The sequence below is a fragment of the Coprococcus sp. HPP0074 genome (assembly GCF_964238105.1).
Lineage (GTDB): Bacteria > Bacillota > Clostridia > Lachnospirales > Lachnospiraceae > Faecalimonas > Faecalimonas umbilicata.
The window spans coordinates 74,862-89,366 of sequence record NZ_CAXSKS010000003.1; the positions used below are offsets into that span (position 1 = coordinate 74,862).

At 42.9% G+C, this 14,505-nt stretch carries 15 protein-coding genes; 14 read left to right on the forward strand and 1 reads right to left on the reverse strand.

Annotated elements, in window-relative coordinates; translation table 11 throughout:
- Positions 1-232 precede the first annotated feature (232 nt).
- From ACESPO_RS04725 to ACESPO_RS04790, 14 genes are all read left to right on the forward strand, one after another.
- The gene (locus ACESPO_RS04725; protein WP_009263264.1) at positions 233-1,234 is read left to right on the forward strand and encodes a cell wall hydrolase; all 1,002 of its coding nucleotides are present in this window, start codon (positions 233-235) and stop codon (positions 1,232-1,234) included.
- Between the two features lie 213 nt (positions 1,235-1,447).
- On the forward strand, positions 1,448-2,599 hold the full coding sequence (locus tag ACESPO_RS04730; protein WP_008976895.1) for a double-cubane-cluster-containing anaerobic reductase: 1,152 nt from the start codon (positions 1,448-1,450) through the stop codon (positions 2,597-2,599).
- A gap of 1 nt (position 2,600) precedes the next feature.
- Positions 2,601-3,392, forward strand: a complete 792-nt coding sequence (locus ACESPO_RS04735) for an acyl-CoA dehydratase activase (RefSeq protein WP_008976894.1) — start codon at positions 2,601-2,603, stop codon at positions 3,390-3,392.
- Between the two features lie 228 nt (positions 3,393-3,620).
- Positions 3,621-4,577: an SPFH domain-containing protein gene (locus ACESPO_RS04740; protein ID WP_008976893.1), complete on the forward strand. Its 957-nt coding sequence runs from the start codon at positions 3,621-3,623 to the stop codon at positions 4,575-4,577.
- 93 nt (positions 4,578-4,670) lie between these two features.
- Positions 4,671-5,771 (forward strand): patatin-like phospholipase family protein, encoded by a 1,101-nt coding sequence (locus tag ACESPO_RS04745; protein ID WP_499788536.1) that lies wholly within the window; start codon positions 4,671-4,673, stop codon positions 5,769-5,771.
- Between the two features lies 1 nt (position 5,772).
- Positions 5,773-6,762, forward strand: a complete 990-nt coding sequence (gene argF / locus ACESPO_RS04750; RefSeq protein WP_270196704.1) for an ornithine carbamoyltransferase — start codon at positions 5,773-5,775, stop codon at positions 6,760-6,762.
- Positions 6,763-6,764: 2 nt separating this feature from the next.
- Positions 6,765-7,748, forward strand: a complete 984-nt coding sequence (locus ACESPO_RS04755; protein ID WP_499788537.1) for a biotin--[acetyl-CoA-carboxylase] ligase — start codon at positions 6,765-6,767, stop codon at positions 7,746-7,748.
- Between the two features lie 34 nt (positions 7,749-7,782).
- Positions 7,783-8,112 (forward strand): DUF6145 family protein, encoded by a 330-nt coding sequence (locus ACESPO_RS04760; protein WP_499788538.1) that lies wholly within the window; start codon positions 7,783-7,785, stop codon positions 8,110-8,112.
- Positions 8,112-8,879, forward strand: a complete 768-nt coding sequence (locus ACESPO_RS04765; protein ID WP_008976888.1) for a type III pantothenate kinase — start codon at positions 8,112-8,114, stop codon at positions 8,877-8,879. The genes ACESPO_RS04760 and ACESPO_RS04765 overlap by 1 nt, the downstream gene beginning before the upstream one ends.
- Positions 8,880-8,897: 18 nt before the next feature.
- Positions 8,898-9,875: a tRNA dihydrouridine synthase DusB gene (dusB, locus tag ACESPO_RS04770; protein ID WP_009263259.1), complete on the forward strand. Its 978-nt coding sequence runs from the start codon at positions 8,898-8,900 to the stop codon at positions 9,873-9,875.
- 116 nt (positions 9,876-9,991) lie between these two features.
- Entirely contained in the window at positions 9,992-10,474 is a 483-nt protein-coding gene (gene greA / locus ACESPO_RS04775) for a transcription elongation factor GreA (RefSeq protein ID WP_008976886.1), read from the forward strand.
- A 12-nt stretch (positions 10,475-10,486) separates the two neighbouring features.
- Positions 10,487-12,445: a lysine--tRNA ligase gene (gene lysS / locus ACESPO_RS04780; RefSeq protein WP_016439608.1), complete on the forward strand. Its 1,959-nt coding sequence runs from the start codon at positions 10,487-10,489 to the stop codon at positions 12,443-12,445.
- Between the two features lie 739 nt (positions 12,446-13,184).
- On the forward strand, positions 13,185-13,502 hold the full coding sequence (locus ACESPO_RS04785; RefSeq protein ID WP_390109205.1) for an AAA family ATPase: 318 nt from the start codon (positions 13,185-13,187) through the stop codon (positions 13,500-13,502).
- 298 nt (positions 13,503-13,800) lie between these two features.
- Positions 13,801-14,178, forward strand: coding sequence for an AAA family ATPase (locus ACESPO_RS04790; RefSeq protein ID WP_334304240.1), 378 nt, complete (start codon positions 13,801-13,803; stop codon positions 14,176-14,178).
- Positions 14,179-14,188: 10 nt separating this feature from the next.
- Here the strand turns inward: ACESPO_RS04790 and ACESPO_RS04795 are convergent, their stop codons facing one another.
- Entirely contained in the window at positions 14,189-14,428 is a 240-nt protein-coding gene (locus ACESPO_RS04795; protein WP_390109208.1) for a hypothetical protein, read from the reverse strand.
- Positions 14,429-14,505 lie beyond the last annotated feature (77 nt).

Consider the following 14,505-nt stretch of genomic DNA (forward strand, 5'->3'; position numbering starts at 1 on the left):
TTTTGGTCCAGAAAAATCATTTGATATCGTGCGGGAGACGGAGAAAAAAGAAGGTGACCTTTGGAAGGAGAAAATTTCCAGAGCGGAAAAGTTGACAAATGAAAGAAAAGCTGTTAGGATGTTCCTACAAACAAAATGTAATAAGTTTGTAACAAATGTAATAAAAATGAATTAAAAGAGTATAATATAATTAACTTTTAATTCGTTTTATTGCAAAATCAGGAGGAAAAGTATGAGAAAAGAGAATAAGAGGATGCTGGCAGTAGTTTTGTCTGCGGTTTGTGTGCTCACAGCTGCAGGAATGGACGGAAGTATATCTGTGGCATCAACTGAAACTCGGCAGACTGACAGTATAGAGAAAACACAAACAATTTCATCGGCATTGGCATCAGCGCTGGAGCAAATACCGGAGGTCGCAGCAGTTGCAGTATCCACGCAGGAATGGCACCAAAAGGCAGTATCCAACGTGGATGGGGAGACTGATGTACTGCTTGCGGGAGAAGAAGGAAGCGAAGTTGTTGGAAAACTATACCACAACACAATTGTAGATGTGGAAGAAAAAGGGGTTGTATGGACAAGAGTTTCCGCAGATGAGGTGAACGGATATGTGAAGAGCGATTCCCTTGCATTTGGAACGGATGCAGTCAGAAGGGCAGATCAGGTGTGTCCGGTTGTAGAAAAGCCGATGGAAGACAATGGAGCAATTGTCCGGACAAGGGAGTCTGAACCAGCGAAAACGTTAGCGCAGATTGAAGAAGAACAAAGAGCGGCAGCGCAGGCGGCGGAAGAGGCAAGAAAAGCAGAGGAAGCAAAAAAGAAAGCAGAGGAAGAGGCGGCAGCAGCGCAGGCGCAGCAGCAGGCACAAGAAGCACAGGCTTCCCAGCAAGCAGTGACAGCTGCCACCAGCGGGGAGCAGGCATTGCTTGCAGCGTTGATCTTCTGTGAGGCCGGGGGAGAGCCGTATGAAGGTCAGGTTGCAGTAGGGGCTGTTGTTATGAACCGTGTAAGAAGCGGCATTTTCCCGAACTCAATTACAGAGGTCATTTATCAGAGCGGACAGTTTGGTCCGGCAATTACCGGGAAGCTGGATGCGGTACTTGCCGATGGGCGGACAACGGCAAGTTGCTATCAGGCGGCGGCAGATGCCCTCGCAGGAGCCAATCCGATCGGGGAGGCACTTTATTTTGGAAATGGTGATTACGGACAGCTGATCGGAAATCACTGGTTCCACTAAAAAAGAAAATAGGGGAGTAAAAAAATGTCTGAAGTTCTGCAGGAGATGTGAAAACATCGAAAACGCAGGATTCCAGACATTTTTTATAAGTCATAGATTTCGCAGATAATCTTATAGGAAGTATCTATAATATTATAAAAAATAGCAATTTGACTTCGTTTTAAAACGACTATATCATCATAAGTAAAGGTCGAAATATGGAGGAAAACTAACATGGAAGTGATTAAAGAATTACCAGAAGTATTTGAAGAGTTTGCCGAGCAGCGCAAAAACTCATTTCTTGCTATGAAGCAATTAAAAGATAAGGGAATCCCGGTAGTCGGAGCATATTGTACATATTTTCCAAAGGAAATCGCAACGGCTATGGGAGCAGCGACAGTTGGATTATGTTCTACATCAGATGAGACGATTACAGAGGCAGAGAAAGATCTTCCGAAAAACTTATGTCCGCTGATCAAATCCAGCTATGGATTTGCGAAAGCAGATAAATGTCCGTTTTTCTATTTTTCAGATGTAGTTGTCGGAGAGACGACTTGTGATGGAAAAAAGAAGATGTATGAATATATGTCAGAGTTTAAAGATGTATTTCTGATGGAACTGCCGAACACACAGAGTGAGGAAGCACTGAAATTGTGGAAGAGCGAAATCATCCGTTTCAAAGAATATTTAGAGAAGAAATTTGAAGTGACGATCACGGAGGACGATATCCGCAAGGCAATTCATGAAGAAAATAAGGTCCGTAAGTCTTTAAAGAGATTTTATGAAGTGATGAAACATGATCCGGCGCCGATCACAGGTATGGATCAGTTTAAGGTACTCTATGGAAGTGGCTTCAAATTCGACAGAACAGCGATCCCGGCAGAGGTGGACGGAATTGTTGAAAAAATCGAGAGAGAATATGCAGAAGGAAAGATGTTAAACAAGAGACCTAGAATCCTTTTGACTGGATGTCCGGTAGGGGGAGCAAGCGAGAAGGTGATCAAAGCAATCGAAGAGAATGGCGGTGTCGTTGTGACTTACGAGAACTGCAGTGGTGCAAAATCTATCGATAAGCTGGTTGATGAGGAGAATCCGGATGTATACGATGCACTTGCGAGAAGATACATTGATATCGGATGTTCTGTAATGACACCGAATCCAAACAGACTGGAATTGTTAGATCGTCTCATCGATGAGTACAAAGTAGACGGAGTTGTAGAGATGACACTTCAGGCATGTCATACATATAATGTGGAGACACTGGGAATCCGCCGTTTTGTCAATGAGAAGAAGGGAATTCCTTATATTAATGTAGAGACAGACTATTCTCAGGCAGACATCGGTCAGCTCAATACAAGAATCACAGCATTCCTGGAGATGCTGTAACATGTCAGAAGAGGTAAGAAACGTGAATTATGTAGGGATTGATATTGGCTCCACCGCATCGAAGGTAGTAGTAAGAGGGACATCCGATATGCAGTTTGTGCTTCCTACGGGGTGGAGCAGCAAGGAAACAACACAGACGATCAAAGAGAAGTTAAAGGAAAATGATGTGGATGTTCTGGGAGATGAGACGAAAGTCGTTGCGACCGGGTATGGCCGAATCGCAGTAGATTTTGCCGACTATGTGATCACGGAGATCACCTGCCATGCAAGAGGCGGAAGAGAATTGGCGGGAGGAGACTGTACGGTCATTGATGTCGGAGGTCAGGACACGAAAGTCATACTGATCGAGAACGGAATGGTACAGGATTTTCTGATGAATGATAAGTGCTCAGCAGGAACTGGAAAGTTTTTGGAAATCATGGCAAACAGGCTTGGTGTGACACTGCAGGAACTTTTTGATCTGGCAGAAAAGGGAACCGTGCTCCCGATCAGTTCTCTCTGTACTGTTTTTGCGGAATCAGAAGTTATCAATTATATTGGAGAAGGCAGAAGCAGGGAGGATATCGCAGCAGGTGTTGTGGACTCTGTTGTGACGAAGGTAGCGCAGCTTGCTATGCGAAAGGCAATGACAGACCGTGTCATCCTGACAGGAGGACTGAGTCACAGCGCATATTTTACAAGACGCCTTTCTGAGCAGATTGGAAAGAACGTGGAGTCGACTGCAGATGGAAGGTATGCGGGGGCGCTGGGCGCAGCGATCCTTGCAGAAGAAAAGTCAAGAAGAGGGAGATAGAGGAGTACCGGTTTTTACGGAAAAGCCAGTACGTTATTAAAAGGAAGAGAAGAAATAAGAGTGGCAGAAAATTCTGCACTTCTTACAAAAAAGATACCGAAATTCAGACGGTATCTTTTTTGTATCTGACTATTGTATTTGGAAGAAAATTATAGTAAGATAAGGAAAATAAATAACACAATAGATTCTGTCTAAAAGAGAGACGGATCGTTGAAAGGGGGACTTTCTATGTATTACGCAACAGGAAGCATCATGACGATGGTGCTTGGAATTGTTTTTCTTATCATTATTGTAGGGCTTCTGATTTCGTGTATTAAGATTGTGCCACAGGCACAAGCGATGGTAATCGAAAGACTGGGTGCTTATAAGACAACATGGGGAGTAGGATTCCATGTCAAAGTGCCGATCATCGAGAAGGTAGCAAGAAAAGTGGACTTAAAAGAGCAGGTAGTAGATTTTGCGCCACAACCGGTGATCACAAAGGATAACGTTACAATGCAGATTGACACAGTTGTGTTTTATCAGATTACAGATCCAAAGTTATTCTGCTATGGGGTGGCGAATCCGATCATGGCGATCGAGAATCTGACCGCGACAACCCTTCGTAATATCATCGGTGATTTGGAATTAGACGAGACACTTACCTCCAGAGAGACAATCAATACGAAGATGCGGGCATCCCTCGATGTTGCAACAGACCCTTGGGGCATTAAAGTCAATCGTGTAGAGTTAAAGAATATCATTCCTCCGGCTGCGATCCGTGATGCTATGGAGAAGCAGATGAAGGCAGAGCGTGAGAGACGTGAAGCGATTCTGAAGGCAGAAGGTGAGAAGAAGTCTACAATCCTTGTGGCAGAAGGTAACAAGGAGTCTGCAATCCTTGATGCAGAGGCAGAGAAGCAGGCTGCGATCCTTAGAGCGGAAGCAGAGAAAGAGAAGATGATTCGTGAAGCAGAAGGTGAGGCAGAGGCGATCCTCAAGGTGCAGAAAGCCAATGCAGACGGTATCCGTTTCTTGAAAGAGGCAGGAGCAGATGAGGCAGTTCTGACGATGAAGAGTCTTGAGGCATTTGAAAAGGCATCTAATGGAAGAGCGACGAAGATTATTATTCCTTCTGAGATTCAGGGAATCGCAGGACTTGTGAAGTCTGTGACAGAGATTGCAAAGACAGAGAAAGAACAATAAAGAAATAAAAGAGGAAAGTCATAAGAGGAAGGCGGCTGCTGCAAAGGATTTTGCGGCGGCCCCTTCGCTTTCCACCTGACAGGAGGGGATTTTGTGAAACCGGTGATAGATCTTGAGAAAACATATGGAATTGTATTTGACGGTGGAGGCGCCAGAGGAGCATATCAAATTGGAGCGTGGAAGGCGATGCGGGAGGCCGGTGTCAAGATCAGTGCAGTGGCAGGCACATCGGTCGGAGCTTTAAACGGTGCACTTGTCTGCATGGGGGATCTGGAGCGAGCGGAGAAAATCTGGGAGAAGATCACTTTTTCAAGAGTCATGGATGTAGATGACCAGATCATGCAGGAATTGTTTGACAGAAAACTTCCGCTCCACGAAGCAATCCATGAAGTGCTCACTGTGATAAAAAATGGGGGAGTGGATGTTACACCGCTGAGGGAACTGATCCATGAAATGGTGGATGAAGAGAAAATCAGACGGTCAAAAATTGCATTTTATCTGCTTACATTTTCTTTGTCAGATATGAAGGAGCTGGAGCTTGGAATCGAAGATATTTCGGAAGGACTGCTGGAGGATTTTCTTCTGGCGAGCGCTTATCTGATTGGGTTTAAAAACGAAGAACTGCATGGGAAGAAGTATATGGACGGGGGCGTGATCAACAATGTACCGCTTGGAACACTTGTTGAGCGCGGGTATCAGAATATTATCGAAGTGCGGATTTTTGGTCCGGGAAGAGAGCCAAGGGTATATTTACCTGACGATGTGACAGTCTATGAGATTGCACCAAGGGTGAAGCTTGGGAGTATTATTGAATTTCAGGAAAAGCGAAGCAGGCAGAATATGAAGATTGGATATTATGATGCCAAACGAGTAATCTACGGACTTGCGGGTACGATTTACTATATTGAACAAACGAAAGAAGAGTGGTATTATGAAAAGAAGTTTGAGGGCCTGACAGAGCATGACCGCAGGGAGATTGCATTCTGGCTGAAGCTTCCGCTGCGCACAAAGGAAGCAGAGTTGTATCTTGCAATGTTGGAGGCGAGCGCAAAATATCTGCATGTCCCAAAGTACCGGATCTATACCGTGGAAGAATTATTTGATCTTATGAAAGAAAAATATGAAAAGAAAGACAACAAAGAGGCTGTTCCATATTTTACGGAACTGCTCCTTGCGATGGGAAAGGAAGAATAGTATGAATTTAAAAGGACGTCATTTTTTAACATTAAAAGATTTTACCGCAGAAGAGATTACATATTTTCTTGATCTGGCCGCAGAACTGAAGGAAAAGAAAAAGCAGGGTATCTTGACTAAAACTTTGCGCGGGAAAAATGTAGCGCTGATTTTTGCAAAAACAAGTACGAGAACCCGCTGTTCTTTTGAGGTGGCTGCCCACGATCTCGGAATGGGAACGACCTATCTGGAACCGGCTGCGTCACAGATTGGGAAGAAGGAGAGTATCAAGGATACTGCACGGGTGCTTGGAAGAATGTTTGATGGGATTGAATACCGCGGATATGGACAGGAAATCGTTGAGGAACTGGCAAAGTATGCAGGCGTTCCAGTCTGGAACGGGCTTACGAATGAATATCATCCGACACAGATGCTGGCAGATCTGTTAACCATCCGGGAGCACTTTGGAGATCTTGCGGGAAGAAAGCTTGTGTATATGGGGGATGCCCGCTATAATATGGGAAATTCTCTGATGATCGCCTGCGCGAAGATGGGAATGCACTTTGTGGCATGTGCACCGGAGAAATACTTTCCGGACCAGGCACTTGTGGAAGAATGCCGGAAATTTGCAGAGGAATCTGGCGCAACGATCACACTGACAAAAGATGTCAGCGCAGGGACTAAGGATGCAGATATTATTTATACAGATGTATGGGTATCTATGGGAGAGCCAGACAGTGTGTGGGAAGAACGAATCCGTGATCTGACCCCGTACAAGGTGACGATGGATGTGATGAAAAATGCGGGAGAGCAGGCAATCTTTCTCCACTGTCTGCCGGCATTTCACGATTGGGAGACTGAGGTCGGAAAAGAGATGGGAGAACGTTTCCAGATTAAAGAGATGGAAGTCACCGACGAGGTGTTTGAGTCTGCACAGTCGAAAGTATTCGATGAGGCGGAGAATCGTATGCATACGATCAAGGCAGTGATGGCTGCCACTCTGGGAGCATGATCATGAAGGCAGAGATATTAAAAGTGCTTCGGGAAAGCAGTGGGCATGTCTCCGGGCAGGAGCTGTGTGAACGGTTCCAAGTGTCCCGGACTGCCATCTGGAAAGTAATCTCACAGCTGAAGGAAGAAGGATATGAGATCGAGGCGGTGAGAAACAAAGGATATCGACTCCAAGAGAGCCCGGATGTGCTTTCTAAAGAAGAGATGGAAAGCAGGATTGAGACACGGACAATTGGAAAGTGTGTAGAATATTATGCAGAGACAGACTCTACGAACATTCGTGCAAAGCAGGCAGCCGGGCAGGGAGCTGTGCATGGAACACTTTTTGTGGCAGACAGGCAGAGTGCCGGAAAAGGACGCAGAGGAAGAAGCTGGGATTCCCCAAAAGGAACTGAGATTTTTATGTCTTTGCTGCTGCGACCGCAGTTTGCTCCGGACAAGGCGCCGATGCTGACGATCTTGATGGCGATTGCCGCGGCGGAGACAGTAAGAGATAAGACTGATCTTGAGGTAAAGATTAAGTGGCCAAATGATCTTGTGATTGGCGGAAAGAAGATCTGTGGGATTCTGACAGAGATGAGCGCAGAGATTGATTACATTGACTATGTGGTTGTCGGAGTCGGAGTAAATGTAAACCGGAAGGAATTTCCGGAAGAGCTTAGAGAGAAGGCGACGTCCCTTCTGCTAGAAGGAAAGGTTTCCATAAAGAGATCTGAGTTGATCGCAGAGATCATGCAGCGGTTTGAGACGCTTTATGAAGCGTTTGAAAAAGAACAGAGCCTTCGTTTTGTGCAGCAGAGATACAATGAGCAGTCAGTAAACTGTGGACGGAGAGTGACAGTTCTGGAACCAAAGGGAAACTGGGACGGCATAGCACTGGGGATCAATGAAGCTGGAGAACTGCTAGTAGAAAATGAAGCGGGAGAGATTTGCACGGTTTATGCCGGGGAAGTATCGGTGCGCGGAATTTACGGATATGCGTATTAGCATAAATGAATTAGGAAAATGGAGTAACAAAAACATGTACGAAGAGAAAGTAGTATTGTGCGGGGCGAACTCGTATGAAAAAAAATATTATCTAAATCCGGACTTTGAGGCATTGCCGCAGGAAATCCAGGATGAATTGAAGATTCTGTGTGTACTTTACACAGAAGATGTGGGGGGAATCCTCACACTCGTCTTTGAAGAAGATGGAGCACTTTGTTTTGAAGTGACGACAGAGGATTTTGATCCAATGTTTGATGAAATTGGAAGCAAGCTCAAGATCAAAGAGATACAGCAGACAAAAGAAGAACTGTTGAGATCGTTGGAGCTTTACTATAAAGTATTTTTCTTAGGAGAAGAAATTTAATGTTATTGGTTATAGATGTTGGAAATACAAATATTACACTGGGTGTATATAAGGAAGAAAAGCTGGAAGCGAAATTTAGAATGACAACAAAGCTTCCGAGAACATCAGATGAATATGGGATTTCTCTGTGTGATCTGATTGAACACCAAGGGTTTGAGATCCGGCAGATCGATGCAGTCATCATTGCTTCTGTCGTGCCGGATATTATGCACTCTCTGACAAGTGCGATTATTAAATATCTGGATGTATATCCCCTTGTAGTCTCAAGAGAGATTGAGACGGGAATTAAGATCGGGATGGATAATCCGCGCATGGGACCGGATCGGATTGTAGATGCAGTTGCTGCATATGAAAAATATGGCGGTCCGGTGATCGTCGTCGATTTCGGGACAGCGACGACCTATGATATGATTGCAGAGGATGGTTCCTTTATGGGAGGATGCATTGCAACGGGAATCCGCACCTCTGCGCGGGCGCTTTGGGGCGGGGCAGCGATGCTGCCGGAGATTGAGATCAAGAAGCCGGAAGTGATCATGGGACAGGAAACAATTACAAGTATGCAGGCGGGACTTGTGTATGGGTATATCGGGCAGACAGAGTATATTGTCCAAAAGATGAAAAAAGAAACAGGATTGGAGAATGTAAAAGTCATTGCGACCGGAGGCCTTGGTAAGATCATTGTCTCGGAGACAGACGTTTTTGATGCCTATGATCAGAATCTGACATTGGACGGACTTCGGATTCTGTATGAGAAGAATAAGAAGTAAAAAGCAGAAAGGAAAGAGATGATACACAAAAATAGATTGAAAATAGGGACAGTAGAGCTGGAAAATCCATATATACTGGCACCGATGGCAGGAGTGACCGACCTGCCTTTTCGCTTGCTCTGCAAGGAGCAGGGGGCAGGACTTCTCTGCATGGAGATGGTCAGCGCGAAGGCAATCCAGTACAAGAATAAAAATACACAGGACCTTCTTCGGATCCACGAGGAAGAACGACCGGTTTCTCTTCAGCTATTCGGTTCTGAGCCGGATACGATCAGTGAGATTGCAAAGCAGATTGAAGAACTTCCGTTTGCGATCCTCGATATCAATATGGGATGCCCGGTGCCTAAAATTGTCAAAAATGGAGAAGGTTCTGCGCTGATGAAACAGCCAAAGCTTGTCTATGAGATCGTGAGCAAGACAGTGAAGGCGATCCAAAAGCCGGTCACTGTTAAAATCCGGAAAGGATTTGATGATTCTTGCATCAATGCAGTGGAAATCGCAAAGGTGATCGAGGAGGCAGGGGGCGCTGCAGTGGCAGTGCATGGCCGGACAAGAGAGCAGTACTATTCTGGAAAAGCAGACTGGGAGATCATAAGGAAAGTGAAAGAGGCAGTATCCATCCCGGTCATCGGAAATGGAGATGTGACTTCCGCAGAAGATGCTGTGCGGATGCAGAAACTGACTGGATGTGATGGAGTAATGGTAGGAAGAGGCGCACAGGGAAATCCATGGATCTTTCGAGAGTTAGTAGAATATGATAGAACCGGAAAGATTCCGCCACGCCCATCGCTGGAAGAATTAAAGGAGACTATGCTGCGTCATGCAAGGCTTCAGATCGAGTATAAAGGAGATTATCTCGGGATCCGGGAGATGCGGAAACATGTCGGATGGTATACGACTGGATTAAAAGGAGCAGCGGCTTTGCGGGCAGAAATCAATCAAGTGCAAAGTTACGAGGAATTGGAACAATTACTTGGAAACAAATTGACATTATAGGTAAAAACATGTATAATGTTGAAATTGTGAAAATAGAATTATTTTACAGGAAATATTCGCTGAAAAGCTGACAAATAATAGGGGAATGTTATAAGCATACAAGGAGGTAATATGCAATGGCAGACAAAAAAACAATACTTACTTATGCAGGGTTAAAGGCATTGGAAGAAGAGCTGGAAAACCTCAAAGTAGTAAAACGTAAGGAAGTTGCAGCAAAGATCAAAGAAGCAAGAGAACAGGGCGATTTATCAGAGAATGCAGAGTACGATGCTGCAAAAGATGAACAGAGAGATATCGAAGCAAGAATCGAAGAGATAGAGAAGATTTTAAAGAATGCAGAAGTTGTTGTAGAGGATGAAGTAGATTTCGATAAGATTAATATCGGATGTTCTGTACTCGTATATGACAAGGAATTTGACGAGGAAATTCAGTTTAAGATCGTAGGTTCCACAGAGGCAAACAGCCTTCAGGGTAAGATCTCCAATGAATCTCCGGTAGGACAGGCACTGCTTGGCAAGAAAGTCGGAGACGAGATCCAGGTAGAGACGCAGGCAGGCGTTATGGAATACAAAGTGTTAAAAATTGAAAGAGCAAACTAAGGAGTGAGAGAAGTGGCTGAACAGAAGAAGGTACAGGAGCAGGACGTAAACCAGCTCAGACAGGTGCGCCGGGAGAAACTGGCAGATCTGCAGGCAAGTGGAAATGACCCGTTCGTCATTACAAAGTATGATGTGACACATCATAGCATGGATATCAAGGATCATTTTGAAGAGATGGAAGGAAAAGACGTAGCGATCGCAGGACGTATTATGTCCAAACGTGTGATGGGAAAAGCGTCTTTCTGCAATGTTCAGGATTTACAGGGCAATATCCAGTCTTATGTCGCAAGAGATAATATCGGAGAGGAAGCTTATAAAGCATTCAAAAAGATGGATATCGGTGATATTGTCGGAATCAAGGGAGATGTGTTCCGCACAAAGATGGGAGAGATTTCTATCCATGCGCAGGAAGTGACATTGTTATCGAAGAGTCTTCAGATCCTTCCTGAGAAATTCCACGGTCTGACCAATACAGATTTACGTTACCGTCAGAGATATGTAGACCTGATCATGAATCCGGACGTCAAAGATACATTTATCAAACGTTCTAAGATTCTCAGCGCGATCAGAAAATACTTAGATGGACAAGGATTCATGGAAGTAGAAACTCCAATCCTCGTTTCTAATGCAGGAGGAGCAGCAGCAAGACCATTTGAGACACATTTTAATGCACTCAATGAAGATTTCAAACTGCGTATCTCCCTGGAATTATATTTGAAGAGACTGATCGTTGGTGGTATGGAACGCGTCTATGAGATTGGACGAGTATTCCGCAACGAAGGACTTGATACCAGACACAACCCAGAGTTTACATTGATGGAATTATACCAGGCATATACAGATTACAACGGAATGATGGATCTGACAGAAAATCTTTACCGTTTTGTGGCACAGGAAGTTCTTGGAACAACGAAGATCACTTACGGTGGAGTAGAGATGGATCTTGGAAAACCGTTTGAGAGAATTACAATGGTAGATGCGGTGAAGAAATACACTGGTATCGACTGGAACGAAGTGACTACACTCAAAGAAGCAAGAGAACTCGCAAAAGAACATAAAGTAGAGTTTGAAGAGCGCCATAAGAAGGGGGATATCCTTTCTCTGTTCTTCGAGGCATTTGTAGAAGAGCATTTAATCCAGCCTACATTTGTGATGGATCATCCGATCGAGATTTCTCCGCTGACAAAGAAGAAACCGGAGAATCCAGAATATACAGAGCGTTTCGAATTCTTCATGAATGGATGGGAAATGGCAAACGCATACTCAGAGTTAAACGATCCGATCGATCAGAGAGCACGTTTCAAAGCACAGGAAGAGTTGCTTGCACAGGGTGATGAGGAAGCGAACACAACAGACGAAGACTTCCTGAATGCACTGGAGATTGGTATGCCGCCAACAGGTGGTATCGGATTCGGAATTGACAGAATGTGTATGCTTCTCACAGATTCCGCAGCGATCAGAGACGTTCTCCTGTTCCCGACAATGAAGTCACAGGGCGCTGCTAAGAACGAAGCAAACAATGCTGCACAGTCAACAACAGCAGCTCCAAAAGCTGTAGAAGCACCGGTTGCAGCTGAGCCGGCTAAGGTAGAAATCGACTTTTCTAATGTAGAAGTGGAACCATTATTTAAAGATATGGTAGACTTTGACACATTCAGCAAATCAGATTTCCGTGCGGTAAAGGTAAAAGAATGTGAAGCAGTTCCAAAGAGCAAAAAACTTCTGAAATTTGTATTAGACGATGGAAGCGGCGAAGATCGTGTCATCTTAAGTGGTATCCACGATTACTATGAGCCAGAATTCTTAGTAGGAAAGACATTGCTTGCAATCACAAACCTTCCACCACGTAAGATGATGGGAATTGATTCTTGCGGTATGATTATCTCCGCTACACACCTTGTAGAAGGAAGAGAAGGACTCAATGTTCTGATCCTGGATGATAAGATTCCAGCTGGAGCAAAACTGTACTAAGAGCAAGAAATTTTAAGCTATATTTTAAACAGAAAAACAGGTTACTACACCACATTTATACCAAATTTTTTAAAAGTCTAAGAGAAGGACTCTGCAAAAGAATGGTGTAAAAGAAAACTAGTAATAAAAGATACAGTTGAGTGTACCAAAAAAGTTGGTACACCCAGCTGTTTTTTGTTTTATTAGAAATATCTAAATATCAAAATGGAAGTAATCAGTGTTGTAGGTGGTTATTTTTTATTCTATATCGCACATCAGAAATTCTAAAACTTTTATAAATTTCTCAGAAATTCCTGTAAAAATGCCTCTCAGCAATTCGTTATGTAGAAGGATATATATAACAAGTTTAACGAAATGTTAGAAGTAAATCATTATTCTTACAAATGAGGAAGGATTATGGTACACAACGTTCCTGAATCTGTGTAAATAATTTCCTGTCGTAAAAGAAGAGGGGGAAGTGCCTACGAAGCAGGAGGTTTCCATCTAGGGGAAGAACAATTTGACTTTAGAAGAAGCGGCTGTTTACTGGAGTTGGTATTAACAAATTGTCTGATGATGGGAATTGTAGGTTTATGCTCTGGATTGGGCAAAAGACTAATTAAACACAGACAGCTTGACGTGTATATTAAGATGAATGTGTTCGTTGTAGTGAATGATATGATAAAATGAAAAAAATATTGCGTTTTAAAGTGAAAGGTGGTGGTATTACAGTATGCCAATGGAGAAAGGAAGTATCATTATGAAAATACAAGCAGTATTGATTGATGGATTTAAAAATTTATCAAATGTTAGGATTAATTTTGATAATATTACTGCATTGGTATCATTGAACAATTTTGGAAAATCCAATGTTTTGTCGGCGATAGATTTTGGATTGACTTATATTAAGAGTAATATCGAAGATAAAATTGATATGATGGGAAGGGATAAAAGTATAATAAGCTTATCAAAAGAAATCAAGAAGAGGCATTTTATAAAAGTTCAGAAACAGGAAGATGTTCATCCAAAATTAAAGTGGAAGATGCAAAGCGTTTTTATCAGCCTGATCCTATTATAAGAAAAGGATTAGAAGATGTGATGATTAATGCGGAAAATTTACCAAGAGTAATTTATCAGCTCAAGGAAAAATATCCAGACAAATTTGAATTGCTTAAAGATGTATATTCTCAGTTGTTTCCTGATATAGAAGATATTGTTGTAAACAGTTTAAGTTAAAGGGCAGTGAAAATGATAAATTACCAGAGAATGCCCCTTTCATAATAGCAAATTCGATTCATGTTTTATTCGTTAAAGATAGGAATTTAAGCCATCCAATAGGGTTTGAAATGATGTCGGATGGAGCAAAAAGGGTATTTATGATTTTGGCAAGAATCATTCTATCGGGAACGAGTAACGTGTCTTTGATAGCAATAGAAGAACCGGAAAATTCTGTGCATCCTAGTTTGTTTCAGGCATATATAAGAATTATTAGCCAGTTGCTTGATGATTGTAAGATCATTATTACAAGTCATTCACCATATATTGTAAGCTATTTGGAGCCTTCGTGGATACATGTTGGAATGAACAGAGAACCCGGAATTGCAGAGTTCTTTACGTTTAAAAAGTCAGGGCAGAAATTGCTACAGCAAGATGCCGAGTCGTTTAAAATGAGTATGGGAGATTATCTGTTCTCATTATTGGCAGATTCGGAAAATAATTTGAATGATTATTTGGAGTGTGATGCGAATGAGTAAATGCCTTGTGCTATTTGTTGAAGGAGAAACAGAAGTAGAATTTTATAAACAAGTTATTGCTAATGCACGTAAAAGCGGAAATAAAGCCAGATTTTTTTATTTTTCGTAGTTTGGCTCGTGAAATTCCTGCCCTGCGTTCTAATTCTGCGAGATTAACTTTATCAGGATTAAATTTTTCTCCCATTTCCCTCTTCATTTCATTAAGGGCATGTGCTATTATTTCAGTTAAGTCATTGTGTTTTTCTTCCATTGTGATTTCTACTGATGCATTGGCATACATCATTTTAGAACACGAAGAGAAAAATACAATGACTTTTCTATTCGACT